Origin of the sequence: Rhizobium sp. SU303, assembly GCF_021052345.1 — a bacterium.
GTDB lineage: Bacteria > Pseudomonadota > Alphaproteobacteria > Rhizobiales > Rhizobiaceae > Rhizobium > Rhizobium laguerreae.
In genome coordinates, this window is record NZ_CP088095.1 from 1839830 (window position 1) to 1853208 (window position 13379).

Below are 13379 nucleotides of genomic sequence, written 5' to 3' on the forward strand. Positions count from 1 at the left end.
GCTGCCTACTCCATTGTGCTTATTCATCCGGAACAACAAGGAGTTGCATCAAAGTATAATTAGATGCAGATTTCGCTGATGGTGGGAGGGACCTGAAAATGACTGCAAAGCATGACATGAAGAAGCTCGTGGAAGAAATCTATGCTGTGCGTGACCGTGGCGATGTCGAAGCTACGCTGGCGCTGATCGGCGAGAATTGCACCTTTCGCATGGTCGGCAATACCCGGCTGGCGCCTTTTTCGACTGAATCAAGCGGGCATGCTTTTCGCCAGGCGATAACCCAGCTTATCACTGTATGGGATCTATCGAATATCAGGACGGCCGGCATCTATGTGGACGAAGATGAGCAGATGATCTTTGCCCACCGCGAAGGCGAGGTCAGGCACATCCCATCGGGCGTGAGCTTCCATACGGAATTCGTCGACAAGATCCATTTCCGCGATGGGAAACCGGTCAAGATCGTCGAATTCGTCGACACGCTGCAAGTGGCCGAGACGACCAAGATGATCCAAGTCGCATAAACGGCCAACAAAATCGAAGTCTTCAAAGCGCGTTGTCAAACGTGATTCATGCGGCGCGCCTTAGCGACATGCATTGGCTTGGAGTTTGATGCCGCCATGGTTCGGGCATCAGCCGCCGTTGCAACAATCGCCGCTCAATGCGCTGTCAGTTGCGCGACTTTCCTGACATGGCTGACGGCTGCGGCGCCGCCGGCGGTCTGGGTGAAGAGGTGGAGCGTTTCCTCTTCGTCGTCGGCGACCGGCGTCAGGGCCTGATCCATGTAGGTCTTCGACTTCGTGTCCCTTGAAATCAAGAACGCCGAAATCGTCAGGCCAATGATCGTGCCGGCGAGCGAAGCATGTTTGCGGAAGGTTTCCCAGGCAAAGCGCGGCCAGAAGACCAGCGGATTCTCGCGCGGCAGATCCGGGCGCCGCTCCGACGGCGTCTTCAGGCGCAGCAGGCCGCTTTGCAGCGGGTGCACGTTTTCCAGCGGCACGGTGGTCGCGAAGGAGACCAGAACCTTGACGAGCCTTGCGAGCGGTACGCCGGTTGCCACGGCGCGGCGCAACAGGGTCTTCATATGATCGGGCGAATAGTAGAGCGACCAGGCCTCGTGGTAGATGTCTTCCCATTCCTGCTTGCTCATCTTCGGATGCGCGGTGCAGACATGCTCGACATCGTAGATGTTGAGATCGGCATCCATGTCGACGCCCTTCTTCCACAGGACCTGATGGTCCTCGGAGCCGGGCAGCGGCGTCAGGATGAAGAATTCGATGACGTCGAGCGGCAGCTCTTCCTGGATGATCGCGATGTCGCGGCGGATCGATTCCGGCGTATCGGCGGGGAAGCCCAGGATATAGCCGGCGAGCGTCATGATGCCCTGCGCCTTCCAGGCGAGCAGCATCTTGCGGTATTCGGTGATCTTGTTCTGGTTCTTCTTGGCGGCGGTCAAATTGTCCGGATTGACGTTTTCGAGGCCGATGAAGACGCGGGTGACGCCGGCGCGCCTGGATTTCTCGATGAAATTGGGGATCTTGTGGCAGAGCGTGTCGACCTGGATCATCAGGCCGAGCGGAATGCCGTCCCGTTCCTTGAGTTCGATCAACCGGTCAAAGATCGCTTCCCAATCCTTGTTGCGGGCGAAATTGTCGTCGGTGATGAAGAATTTGTGGATGCCCTGCGCCCAGTTCATCCGCACCAGCTTTTCGACGTCGTCGGCCGAACGGAAGCGTGACTTGCGTCCCTGCACGTTGATGATGGTGCAGAACGAGCACTGATAGGGACAGCCACGTCCGGCATCGAAGCTGGTGCTGAGCCCGAGCGTGCGCTGGATATTGTCCTTCGGCAGGAAGGGAACCGGCGTGCCGCCGATGCCGGGAAGGTCGTTCATGAAATTATAGAGCGGCTTCAGCTCGCCGGCGGCGGCATCGCGCAGCACCATGTCGAGCCGGCCCTCGGCCTCGCCGGCAAACATCGAGATGCCCATGTCGCGGCAGGCGTCAAGCCCGACCGCCTTCCCATCCAGCATCGACAGGCAGCCGGAAACATGAAAGCCGCCGATCGAAACCGGCAGGCCGGCATCGCGGAAGGGACGGGCGATATCGAGGGCGCGCGGATATTGGTTGGTCTGGACGCCGACGAGCGCGATCATGCCGAAATTGTCGTGACGCTTGAACTGCGCCAGCAGTCCGGCGATATCGATCCGCGTATTGGTCTCGTCGATCACGGTGATATCGATCGCCGTATCGTCTCCGAGCACCTTGCGTTCGGCGCATTCGGCGGCAATGCCGTAGAGCGCCGCCAGCGAATTGGAGGGGATCATCGCCCGCCACCAGCGGATGACGTAGCCGTCGTCGTCATAATGCGACGGCTTGATCAGGATCAGCTGAAAACGTCTGCGCGCAGCTTCCAAGACATGGGACAAGAGTATCTATCTTTCTTTAGAAGCTTTGCCCGAAGGCAAAATGGCGTTGAAGACACATACAAGCACGACGTATCAATGCGATTTAGGAGGTCAAACTAAGGCGTAAAAAAACGGCATGGCGCGCAAACGCTTCGCGAAGTGTATCATTACTCAATATACTACCCGATATCGAGCAGTAATGCGCGATGATCGGAGACTTCGGGCGCCTCGACCACCTCGAACTTGGCAACCTTCACCCCTGGCGTCACCAGCATGTAGTCGGCAAAGCGGCCCTGCTTCAGATAGTAGGAGGTTCGCGTGTCTACAAGGCCGTTTCCGGTGACGAGGTCGGAAAGCCCGAGTCTGGCGAGAATCGCAAAGGTCGCGCTATCAGGCAGCACGTTGAAATCGCCGCAGACGATGAGCCCCTCGTCGCCGGGCCAGACGCCCTCGATGAGCTTGACCAGCGCTGCAGCCTGCTCGTCGCGCGCCGGGGTGTCGCCCTTGCCTGCGGGATCGCGCAGGCCATGCATGTGGGCGATGGTCATGGTAGCAGCGTGCTCATGGCTGAAGAGACGGATGCAATGGGCGTTTCGCGGCCGAGGATGTTCGCCCCAGCCATCGGCGGAAAAACGGCCATGCACGAAGTCCAGCCCTTGGGCGGTGACGGAATGCTTTTTGCGCACAAAGGTCGCCAGCCCGAATTCGGCGACAATGGCAGTATCGCCGTCGAAGAGTTCGCCTCTCGATGTCGGGCAGAAGAAGCCGTCGTGGCCGGGCAGGGCGGTGCTGATCTCGGTAAAGAGATTGAAGCGCTGCAGCAGCTCGACGTCGCCGTCCCGATAGACTGACCAGCCAGAGCGGGTGCCGGGTGCGCGCAAAACCTCCTGCAGGCACAGCACGTCGGGATCGGCCGCCGTCACATATTCAATCAGCGCCTCATGAAGCCTGCCGCCCCATGCGTTCAGCGAGATGATGCGCAATGCATTCGGCTCCGTTTTGGCGGCCGGTCTGAGACGGCCGTTCCCTCGACGACGCGACGGACTTTAGAGTTCCGACTTGATGTCGCCCATTCGGTTCCAGGCATCGAGGCCGGCGATCTTGTAGGCTTCGGCGAGCGTCGGATAGTTGAAGGTGTTCTCGACGAAATATTCGACGGTCCCCTTGAGATTGAGCACCGCCTGGCCGATATGCACCAGCTCGGTGGCGCCTTCGCCGACGATATGCACACCGAGCAGGCGGCGGGTCTTCAGCGAGAAGATCAGCTTCAGAAGCCCGGTGTCGAGGCCCATGATATGACCGCGCGATGTCTCGCGGAAGCGGGCGATGCCGCATTCATAGGGAATACCGCGCTCCTTCATCTCTTCTTCGGTCAGGCCGCAGGTCGAAATCTCCGGCACGGCATAGATGCCGTAGGGAAAATATTTCGGCGGCTCCTTGGCGACCGCGCCGACCGCGACGCGGGCGGCGATGCGGCCCTGTTCCATCGAGGTCGAGGCAAGGCTCGGAAAGCCGACGACGTCGCCGGCGGCGTAGATGTTGGCAACCGATGTCTGGAAGGTTTCCGGATTGACCTTGAGACGGCCGCGGCTGTCGGCTTCGAGGCCGATGGCCTGAAGGTTTAGCGCATCCGTCGCCCCCATGCGGCCGGCGGCGAAAAGCACCATGTCGGTCGTCAGGCGTCGGCCGCTGTCGAGCGTCAGTTCGACCTTGCCGTTTTCGAGCCTCTCCACCTTGTCGGCCTTCTGGCCGAGCAGCAGCTTCATGTTGCGGTCGCGCAGCTGGTAGGTAAAATCCTCGATGATTTCCTTGTCGATGAAGTCGAGCATTGTCGCCTTCGGGTCGATGACGGTGACGGCGGTGTCGAGCGCGCTGAAGATCGTCGCATATTCGATGCCGATGACGCCGGCGCCGATAACGACCATCGATCGCGGCAGGTCCTGGATGTCGAGCAGTTCGTCGCTGTCGAGAACGGTCTTGCCGTCGAAGGGCATGTAATCGGGGCGGAACGGCTTTGTGCCGACGGCGAGCAGCACGCTGGCGGCGGTGACCTGCGTGGTCTCGCCGTCATCCTTGATTACCTGCAGCGTCGACGCATCGATGAAGCTCGCCTTGCCGCGAATATGCTGCACGCGGTTGCGGGCGAACTGGTGTTCCAGCACCTCGACCTCGTGATTGAGCGTAATCAGCAGGCGGCGGCGCAGGTCATCTGCACTGATCTCTTCCTTGACGCGGTATGACCGGCCGTAGAAGCCGCGTTCGCGCCAGCCGGAAAGATTAAGCGCAGTCTCGCGCAGCGTTTTGGAAGGGATGGTGCCGGTATGCACGGACACGCCGCCGACGCGTTTGCCCTGCTCGATGACAAGCACTTTCTTGCCGAGTTTTGCCGCCTGGATCGCGCCGCGGCGCCCTGCGGGACCGCTGCCCACCACAACGAGATCGTACTGAAGCATCATCAAGCCCCGGATTGGAAAGGAATCATATTGCGACGCAAAATGTCGCCCGTCCATCGTTAGCCGGTCAACGTTACAGATTGTTTTACGGCCACCTGATTGGTCCTGACGGGTACTTTTTCGGGCAAGTGAGCCCTGCGAGAAACAGCTTTACGTCTTGGGCCGTAGCCGACGAATACCGGCAGGGTCGCTTGCCATGCTCGGTGGCTCGACGGCTTTTCATGCACGGGTGATGTAGTCCGCGGAAATATCGCCCACCTTGGTGACGCCGAGCAACGCCATATTGCTATGCAGTTCCGTCTTCAGGATATCGGCCGCCTTGAGCACGCCTGGTAGGCCCGCGACGGCTGCGGCATAAAGGAACGGCCTGCCCACGAACACGAAACAGGCCCCGAGCGCGAGGGCCTTCATGATGTCCGTTCCACGCCTGAAACCGCCATCGACCATGACGGCAACGCTGTCTCCAACACGGGACGCAATCTGCGGAAGGACCTGAAGGGGAGATGCGGTGCCGTCGAGTTGGCGGCCGCCATGGTTGGAGACGATCACACCATCCACCCCGGTGTCGACAGCCCGAGCCGCGTCGTCGGGATGCATGATCCCCTTGACCACAAGTTTGCCGGACCACCTGTTGCGTATCCGCTCAAGATGGTTCCAGTTGAGATGGTCGCGCCTGCCGAAGTCGCGCGTGACATTCGAGGAGATAATCGGCGCGCCTCTTGTGGCATAGGAATTTTCAAAATGCGGAATGCCGTGCCGGACGATCGTGCGCAGGAATGTGCCGGTAGTCCAGCGCGGGTGCGAGATGCCCTGCCATGCCAGGCGGAGACCGGGACGCAGAGGCGTCGAAAATCCTGCCCTTACATTGTTTTCACGATTTGGCAGCGTGGCCGTGTCCACGGTCAGCAGAAGCGTGCCCAAGCCGGCCGCGCCGACGCGATCGATGAGAGCGTCGATACGGTCGGGTTCGCCGGGGAGATAGGCCTGAAACCATGCTTGCGGCGAAACCGCAACGATCTCTTCCAAAGGGATAAGCGATGAACCGCTTATGATCATCGGGATTCCCGATTGATCCGCTCCTTGCGCGAGCACGATGTCGCCTCGATAGGCCATCAGCGCGCTGATACCCATCGGCGCTATGCCGAATGGTGCGGCATGGGTCTTGCCGAAGAGGCTCGTCTCGGTGCTGCGTTTCGAGACGTCCCGAAGGACACGAGGCCGGAAGGCATAGGCTTGGAAAGATTCTGCATTATGCCGTAGCGACGCATTGGTCTCGGTTGCGCCGGCGATATAACCGAACAGGGGCTTTGGCAGATGTCGCCGCGCCTTTATTTCAAAATCGTCGAGGCAGAGCACGTCGCGACAGAGCCGGGTCGATCGATCGGTGTTGCCGCTGCGGATCGTCATGGAGCTTCATCTTCTCGGTATTCGGGCGGGCATTGTCCAGGCTGTGGTGCAGGACTGCATACAATCCCGCACCACCGACTGCTGTCAACTCCAGCATTCCCCAGTCTTCTCGCCTCAGTCTTCTCGCGGGATGGACCAGGGCATGGTCGATGCGCCGGGGCTCTGCATCTTGCCGGCGATCAGCCGCAGTGTTTGTTCAGATCAGCTTCAGCCCCTTCAGGCTGACATGCCCATCCTTGCCGATGATGACGTGGTCGTGGACGGTGATATCGAGCGCCTTGGCGGCATCGATGATCACCTTCGTCATGTCGATGTCGGCGCGCGATGGCGTCGGATCGCCGGAGGGGTGGTTGTGGACGAGGATCATCGCCGTTGCCGAAAGCTCGAGCGCGCGTTTGACCACCTCGCGCGGATAGACCGGCGTATGGTCGACCGTGCCGCGGCCTTGCACCTCATCGGCGATTAGTACATTGCGCTTGTCGAGGAAGAGGATACGGAACTGTTCGCGGGTCTCGTGCGCCATGGCGGCATGGCAATACTGGATGACCGAAGACCACGAGGACAGAACCTGTTTGCTTCTGAGTTCGCTCTTCAGCGTCCGGTGGGCGACAGTCGAGATCAGCTTCAGGTCGAGCGCCACCGCCTCACCGACACCCTTGACCTCCATCAGCAGCGCCTGAGGCGCACCGAAAACGCCAGCGAGCGAGCCGAACCGTTCGATCAGCGCCTTTGCGATCGGCTTGGTGTCACGCCGCGGGATCAGGCGGAAAAGCAGCAGCTCGAGGATTTCGTAGTCGGCAAGTGCTGTGTCGCCGAGCTCCCGGAAGCGGTCACGCAACCGCTCGCGATGGCCGTGATAATGCTCTTGGCCGGCAAGCGAGGCGGGCAGGGAGGTCCTGGCATTCGGCCCGGACGGCTTTTGCGGCTGGCCTGCAAAGAACGAACGTTCATCGGCAGCAATCGGCTCTTGCGTCTCGAAAGGCAGTTCGTCGGAAGATGTCGAAACAGGCCCCTTCGCCATCGGACCGTCACCCGTTGTGCGACGGCAGGCCGGGGCGGTCGAGCCCGCCAGGCGACAGCGTGAAGATCTCGCAGCCGTCGGAGGTGACGCCGACCGTGTGTTCGTACTGCGCCGAAAGCGAGCGGTCGCGGGTGACGGCCGTCCAGCCGTCGGCCAGCACCTTCACATGCGGCCGGCCGAGGTTGATCATCGGCTCGATGGTGAAGATCATGCCCTCGCGCAGCTCCGGCCCCTCGTTGGCGCGGCCGTAATGCAGGATATTCGGCGAATCGTGGAACAGCCGGCCGACACCGTGGCCGCAGAAATCGCGCACCACCGAACAGCGCTCGGCCTCTGCATAGGTCTGGATCGCCTCGCCGATCGCGCCGGTGCGGGCGCCGGGCCTTACGGCGGCAATGCCGCGCATCAGCGATTCATAGGTGACCTCGAGCAGCCGCTCGGCGGAGCGCTTGATGGTGCCGACGGGATACATCCGGCTCGAATCGCCGTGCCAGCCGTCGAGCACGAAGGTGACGTCGATATTGACGATATCGCCGTCGCGCAGCGGCTTGTCGTTCGGAATGCCATGGCAGACGACGTGGTTGATCGAGGTGCAGGTCGATTTGGTATAACCGCGATAGTTCAGCGTCGCCGGATAGGCGCCGTGATCCATGCCGAAATCGAAGACGAACCTGTCGATCTCATCGGTCAGCAGGCCGGGCTTGACGATGTCGGCAAGCGCATCGAGGCAGCGTGCGGTCAGCTGGCATGCCCTGCGCATGCCCTCGAATGCTTGCGCGTCATAAAGCCGGATGGCGCCCGTATTCTTCGGGGGCGCAGTAGAGGCTTCGATATAGTTCACCATTGCAGGGCCTTAGCGGAGATTGTTAGATTTGTTCATAATGTAGCTATGCCGGGTTCGTCCATCACGATCAACCGCCAGGACGAGATTTCTAAGCGGATCCGATCCGCCCAACGTGCAGTCTTCCGCATCCGTTCGATGGACAATCAACGGTCCGGCTCGAATATCCACAATCTTCCCAAAGGGATAGGATTGATTGCGTGAAGCCTGCCAGCTACTCACCGATTGGTGACAGCGGGGAAGGGTCGACATGCTGAATGAAGCCGTAAATCTTGAAAATTCACCCGGGACCGGCGAGGGGCCGGAACGGCGCGTGCGTGATCGCGGCGCCACCGAGCGCGCAATCCTTGTCGCCGCCAAGGGGCTGCTCGCCGAGGAAGGCTTCCAGAATTTCGGCATCAATGCGGTCGCCCGCCGCGCCGGTTGCGACAAGCAGCTGATCTATCGTTACTATGGCGGCCTCGACGGCTTGGTCGAGGCGATCGGCACCGATCTCGGCACATGGGTCAAGGATCGCATTCCGGAAGACGCCGGCGGCATGTTCCTGCTCACCTATGGCGACCTGATGGAGCGGCTGTCGCTTCTCCTCCTCGACGCCTTGAGAAACGATCCGCTGATGCGCCGCATCCTTGCCTGGGAGATATCGGAAAACACCGAGCAGGTGAGGCGCTTGTCCGAGGCGCGTTCGAAGGCGCTCGCGCTCTGGCTGGAGCGCATGCGCGGCTCGTTGGCGCCGCCGAAGGGCGTGGATGCGGCAGCCGTCAACGCCGTCGTCATCGCCGCGATCCAGCACCTTGTGCTCGCCGCCGCAGCCGGCGGGCAGTGCGCCGGCCTGTCGCTGAAAACGCCCAAGGACTGGGAGAAGGCAGCGACGGCGCTGAAGCGCATCGTGCGCGGCGTCTACGGCTGATATCTGCTCATCCACAGGGGGCGGGCGTAGCATTAACCTTAACAAATGGTTTACGTTGCGTGGGGCTGGTTAACCCGACAGTGTGGTCTCAGCAGAGATTGTATGAGTAGAAGACCCGAGTTGACGACCATGGGAACCAAGATCGCCAAGGCAGTGTTTTTGGTGGCGGCGATGATGTTTTTCGCAGTCCTGGCGCTGGATATCGCAACTCCGACGCTCGTGCTTTGTATCATGGCTTTGTCGACCTGGTTGGTCTCTCTTGATCTGCCTGTCGCGCGCAAGCATGGAGGAGAGGCCGCATGAAGTGGTTTCTGATCTTCTGGGCCGGCCCCATCGTCTTTTTGGGCGGATGGTACTGGCTCTCCTATTACGACATGAGTTTCGGCATCTTCATGCTGAGCCGGCAGGTCCATGACCTGACCTTTGAGCTTTACGGCAAGGCGCTCGGCATTCCGCCGGAGACCATCCCGCCGCTCGTTGCCCGCGCGATCGCGGTGGACAGCCTTGTGGTCTTCGCCATTATCGGCCTTCGGAAGCGCAAGTCGATCATCGCCTGGTGGAAGGCGCGTCAGGCGCTGAATTCATCTCCATCAGACCTTGCCAGCAAGGAAAGCCTGTCAAGCGCGCCCTGAAGGATGAAGCTTGCCGCGGCCGAATCGATCCGTTCGGCCCGCTTGGCGCGGGAGACGTCCATTTCGAGCAGCGTCCGTTCGGCGGCAACCGTCGAAAGCCGCTCGTCCCAATAGACGAAGGGCAGTGACGTCTTCTGCTCCATGTTGCGCACGAAGGCGCGCGTCGCCTGCACGCGCGGACCCGCCGATCCATCCATGTTCATCGGCAGGCCGATGATGAAGCCTGCGACCTTTTCCGATTGTGCGAAATCCAAGAGCGCCTGGGCATCGATGGTGAACTTGACGCGGCGGATCACTGTGCGCGGCGTGGCGAAACGCCGCCCGAGATCGGACATCGAAAGCCCGATTGTCTTGGTGCCGAGATCGAGGCCGGCAATCGCCTGTCGCGGGACAAGCGTCTCGGCCATTTCCTCGATCGTCAGCACCGTCATCGCCGTTTCATCCCGTCAAAACAAATTGAAGTCGCCGCCGCTTTTCTTTGCGGCCGCATAAGATATGTCCTTAGGGCATGACGCCGAAAAGTGTGAGCGGTTTTCGGACGACATCATGCTCTCATTCTTTGATGTGGCATCGAAACCGGCTTTGCATCACGTAATAAAGGAGACATTTCATGAAGATCACCTGGCTCGGCCATTCCGCCTTCCGCATCGAGACATCAAAGGCGAAGATCCTGCTCGATCCATTCCTCAGCTATAACGCCTCCTTTTCCGGCCAGGATGTCAAGGACGTGTCCGCCGGCATCACCCATATCCTGCTGACGCATGGCCATGGCGACCATGTCGGCGATACCGTGGCACTCGCCAGGGAAACCGGCGCCGTCGTTCTTGCCAATGCCGATCTCGCCGCCTGGCTTGGCTCTAAGGGCGTCGACAAGATCGAGATGGGCAATACCGGCGGTACGATCGCGCTCGGCAGCTTCTCGGCGACCTTCACCAATGCGCTGCACTCCTCCGCCCAGATCACCGAGGACGGCGTCTCGCATGCGCTCGGCAACGCCAACGGCCTGATGCTGCATTTCGACGACGAAGCCTCGATCCTTGCCATGGGCGATACCGACATCTTCTCCGACATGGCGCTGATCAACGAATTGCACCAGCCTGATATCGGCTTCGTGCCGGTCGGCGACCGCTTCACCATGGGCGGCGCTGTGGCCGCACTTGCCTGCCGACGCTATTTCAACTTCAAGACCGCGATCCCCTGCCATTACGGCACCTTCCCGATCATCGACCAGACGGCGGAAAAATTCGTTGCCGGGATGGATGGATCGAAGACGGATGTGAAGGCGATCAGGCCTTCCGAGAGCCTGTCGATCTGACGAAACCCCGTTGCACACGGCGGACATGGCCTTTATAGCGGGTAGGAAAAATCCTATCCGGAGAATGCCATGTCCGTCGATCTTGCCACCGTGAAGCGCGTCGCCCACCTTGCCCGAATTGCCGTCTCCGAGGACGAGGCAAATCGCATGGTCGGCGAGCTGAACGGCATCCTTGGCTTCGTCGAGCAACTCTCCGAAGTGAATGTCGACGGCGTCGAGGCGATGACGTCGGTGACCCCGATGGCGATGAAGAAGCGGACTGACGCGGTTACCGACGGCAGCAAGGCAGCCGATATCGTCGCTAATGCGCCCGTCACCGATCACAATTTTTTCCTGGTGCCGAAAGTCGTCGAATAAGGCTTCGAAGCCTCTCTCCGACCCTTTTGCCATTCCAGATCTGAAGCGAAAACACGATGAACGAACTCACCAGCCTGACCATTGCCGAAGCCCGCCAGAAGCTGCGCGCCAAGGAAATCACCGCGATCGAACTGACCGAAGCTTATATCTCGGCGATCGATGCGGCCAATGGCCGGCTTAACGCCTATATCAAGATCACGCCTGATCTCGCCCGCGTCATGGCCAAGAACTCCGACGAGCGAATCGCCGCCGGTAAGGCCGGCGAACTCGAAGGCATTCCGCTCGGCATCAAGGATCTCTTTGCCACCGTCGGCGTTCACACCCAGGCCTGCAGCCACATTCTCGATGGTTTCGAGCCGCGTTATGAATCGACCGTCACGCAGAACCTCTGGGATGATGGCGCCGTCATGCTCGGCAAGCTGAACATGGATGAGTTCGCCATGGGCTCCTCAAACGAGACCTCGCATTACGGTCCGGTGATCAATCCCTGGCGTGCCGCAGGCTCCAACCAGCAGCTCGTGCCCGGCGGTTCGTCGGGCGGCTCGGCCGCAGCCGTCGCCGCGCATCTTTGCGCCGGCGCGACCGCGACCGATACCGGCGGCTCGATCCGCCAGCCGGCCGCCTTCACCGGCACCGTCGGCATCAAGCCGACCTATGGCCGTTGCTCGCGCTGGGGCACCGTCGCCTTCGCCTCTTCGCTCGACCAGGCAGGCCCGATCGCCCGCGACGTACGCGATGCCGCTATCCTTTTGAAGTCGATGGCAAGCGTCGACGCAAAGGACACGACATCGGTCGATCTGCCGGTGCCGGATTACGAAGCAGCTCTCGGCCAATCGCTGAAAGGCATGAAGATCGGCATCCCGAACGAATATCGTGTCGACGGCATGCCGGATGAGATCGAGACGCTTTGGCGCCAGGGCATCGCCTGGCTGAAGGAAGCCGGTGCCGAAATCGTCGACATCTCGCTGCCGCATACCAAATACGCTCTTCCAGCCTATTACATCGTCGCTCCCGCCGAGGCATCTTCGAACCTCGCGCGCTACGACGGCGTGCGCTACGGCCTGCGTGTCGACGGCAAGGATATTGTCGACATGTACGAGAAGACGCGTGCCGCGGGCTTCGGCAAGGAAGTCAAGCGCCGCATCATGATCGGCACCTACGTGCTGTCGGCCGGTTATTACGATGCCTATTACATCCGCGCGCAGAAGGTGCGCACGCTGATCAAGCGCGATTTCGAACTCGCCTTCGACGCCGGTGTCGATGCCATCCTGACGCCGGCAACGCCGTCGTCGGCCTTTGGCGTTGCCGATGAGAACCTCGCCGCCGATCCGGTGAAGATGTATCTGAACGACATCTTCACGGTGACGGTCAACATGGCGGGCCTGCCCGGCATCGCCGTGCCCGCCGGTCTCGACCACAAGGGCCTGCCGCTTGGCCTGCAGCTGATCGGCAAACCCTTTGACGAGGAAACCCTCTTCAAGACCGCCCATGTCATCGAGCAGGCAGCCGGCCGGTTTACGCCGGCCAAGTGGTGGTAACGGATCTAACGATCCGAAGAATAGCGGCTGCCGACCACGAAACGGTCGGCGCCGTCGGCTTTGCCGCTTGGGCCGCAAGCGATGCCTTCGAGGACAGCTATCTCGATCCCGATGTGATCACCAGGGTGCGGCACGAGTTCGCCATCTTTCCCGAGGAAACGAAAGGCGAGATCTTCGTTGCTGAACGGGGCGGGACGATCGTCGGCTGGGGCGCGCGTGAAAACCAACCGAATTATGTGTCCGACCTCTGGGTGCATCCCGACCATCAGGGCAACGGCGTCGGCCGGGCTCTCTTGCTTCATTTGTGCGAACTGATGGCGGCAGAGGGGCTGGCGACTGCCAGGCTCGACACGCATGCCGGGAATAAGGGCGCAATCCGCCTCTACGAGCGCTGCGGCTTCACCATCATCTGGCGTGGCCGCGAATTTTCCGAGAGCATGGGTGTCGAACTTGAAAAGGTGCATCTGGAGAAACGGTTTGCTGACCAATAGCAGGAACCAG

The 13379-nt window shown here is 60.7% G+C and carries 15 protein-coding genes; 8 read left to right on the forward strand and 7 right to left on the reverse strand.

The genetic code is table 11. The features are described 5' to 3' along the window. The first annotated feature begins 98 nt into the window (after positions 1–98). Positions 99–521 carry a nuclear transport factor 2 family protein gene (locus tag RlegSU303_RS09250; protein WP_168279476.1) on the forward strand — a complete coding sequence of 141 codons (423 nt, stop codon included), beginning with the start codon at positions 99–101 and terminating at the stop codon, positions 519–521. Between the two features lie 134 nt (positions 522–655). On the opposite strand, the gene RlegSU303_RS09255 is transcribed toward RlegSU303_RS09250, so the two are convergent. The 6 genes from RlegSU303_RS09255 to map form a co-directional block, all read right to left on the reverse strand. Further along, the gene (locus RlegSU303_RS09255; RefSeq protein WP_168279477.1) at positions 656–2425 is read right to left on the reverse strand and encodes a B12-binding domain-containing radical SAM protein; all 1770 of its coding nucleotides are present in this window, start codon (positions 2423–2425) and stop codon (positions 656–658) included. A 158-nt stretch (positions 2426–2583) separates the two neighbouring features. Next, on the reverse strand, positions 2584–3387 hold the full coding sequence (locus RlegSU303_RS09260; RefSeq protein WP_168279478.1) for an endonuclease/exonuclease/phosphatase family protein: 804 nt from the start codon (positions 3385–3387) through the stop codon (positions 2584–2586). Between the two features lie 63 nt (positions 3388–3450). Then, entirely contained in the window at positions 3451–4857 is a 1407-nt protein-coding gene (sthA, locus tag RlegSU303_RS09265) for a Si-specific NAD(P)(+) transhydrogenase (protein ID WP_130707547.1), read from the reverse strand. A gap of 219 nt (positions 4858–5076) precedes the next feature. Beyond that, positions 5077–6264, reverse strand: coding sequence for an alpha-hydroxy acid oxidase (locus RlegSU303_RS09270; protein ID WP_231283737.1), 1188 nt, complete (start codon positions 6262–6264; stop codon positions 5077–5079). 196 nt (positions 6265–6460) lie between these two features. Beyond that, positions 6461–7285 (reverse strand): RadC family protein, encoded by an 825-nt coding sequence (gene radC / locus RlegSU303_RS09275; protein ID WP_231283738.1) that lies wholly within the window; start codon positions 7283–7285, stop codon positions 6461–6463. A 7-nt stretch (positions 7286–7292) separates the two neighbouring features. Next, positions 7293–8129, reverse strand: coding sequence for a type I methionyl aminopeptidase (gene map, locus RlegSU303_RS09280; protein WP_017960220.1), 837 nt, complete (start codon positions 8127–8129; stop codon positions 7293–7295). Positions 8130–8376: 247 nt separating this feature from the next. Between map and RlegSU303_RS09285 the strand changes: the two genes are divergently transcribed. From RlegSU303_RS09285 to RlegSU303_RS09295, 3 genes are all read left to right on the forward strand, one after another. Next, positions 8377–9036, forward strand: coding sequence for a TetR/AcrR family transcriptional regulator (locus RlegSU303_RS09285; protein ID WP_131719959.1), 660 nt, complete (start codon positions 8377–8379; stop codon positions 9034–9036). A gap of 129 nt (positions 9037–9165) precedes the next feature. Next, positions 9166–9339, forward strand: a complete 174-nt coding sequence (locus tag RlegSU303_RS09290) for a hypothetical protein (protein ID WP_026158656.1) — start codon at positions 9166–9168, stop codon at positions 9337–9339. Next, a complete protein-coding gene (locus tag RlegSU303_RS09295; protein ID WP_003558937.1) occupies positions 9336–9668 on the forward strand; it encodes a DUF6105 family protein in 333 nt (110 codons plus the stop codon). Before RlegSU303_RS09290 ends, RlegSU303_RS09295 begins: the two co-directional genes overlap by 4 nt. On the opposite strand, the gene ruvX is transcribed toward RlegSU303_RS09295, so the two are convergent. Continuing rightward, the gene (ruvX, locus tag RlegSU303_RS09300) at positions 9605–10099 is read right to left on the reverse strand and encodes a Holliday junction resolvase RuvX (protein ID WP_168275085.1); all 495 of its coding nucleotides are present in this window, start codon (positions 10097–10099) and stop codon (positions 9605–9607) included. The two genes, RlegSU303_RS09295 and ruvX, sit on opposite strands and share 64 nt — an antisense overlap. A gap of 179 nt (positions 10100–10278) precedes the next feature. Here ruvX and RlegSU303_RS09305 point away from each other — a divergent pair, with 179 nt between their 5' ends. The 4 genes from RlegSU303_RS09305 to RlegSU303_RS09320 all read left to right on the forward strand — a co-directional run bounded on the left by RlegSU303_RS09305 (position 10279) and on the right by RlegSU303_RS09320 (position 13369). Continuing rightward, positions 10279–10983: a metal-dependent hydrolase gene (locus RlegSU303_RS09305; RefSeq protein WP_094086078.1), complete on the forward strand. Its 705-nt coding sequence runs from the start codon at positions 10279–10281 to the stop codon at positions 10981–10983. Between the two features lie 69 nt (positions 10984–11052). Further along, entirely contained in the window at positions 11053–11340 is a 288-nt protein-coding gene (gene gatC, locus RlegSU303_RS09310; protein ID WP_049734290.1) for an Asp-tRNA(Asn)/Glu-tRNA(Gln) amidotransferase subunit GatC, read from the forward strand. 56 nt (positions 11341–11396) lie between these two features. Then, positions 11397–12878 (forward strand): Asp-tRNA(Asn)/Glu-tRNA(Gln) amidotransferase subunit GatA, encoded by a 1482-nt coding sequence (gatA, locus tag RlegSU303_RS09315; RefSeq protein WP_168279499.1) that lies wholly within the window; start codon positions 11397–11399, stop codon positions 12876–12878. Further along, on the forward strand, positions 12869–13369 hold the full coding sequence (locus RlegSU303_RS09320) for a GNAT family N-acetyltransferase (protein ID WP_168279500.1): 501 nt from the start codon (positions 12869–12871) through the stop codon (positions 13367–13369). The genes gatA and RlegSU303_RS09320 overlap by 10 nt, the downstream gene beginning before the upstream one ends. Positions 13370–13379 lie beyond the last annotated feature (10 nt).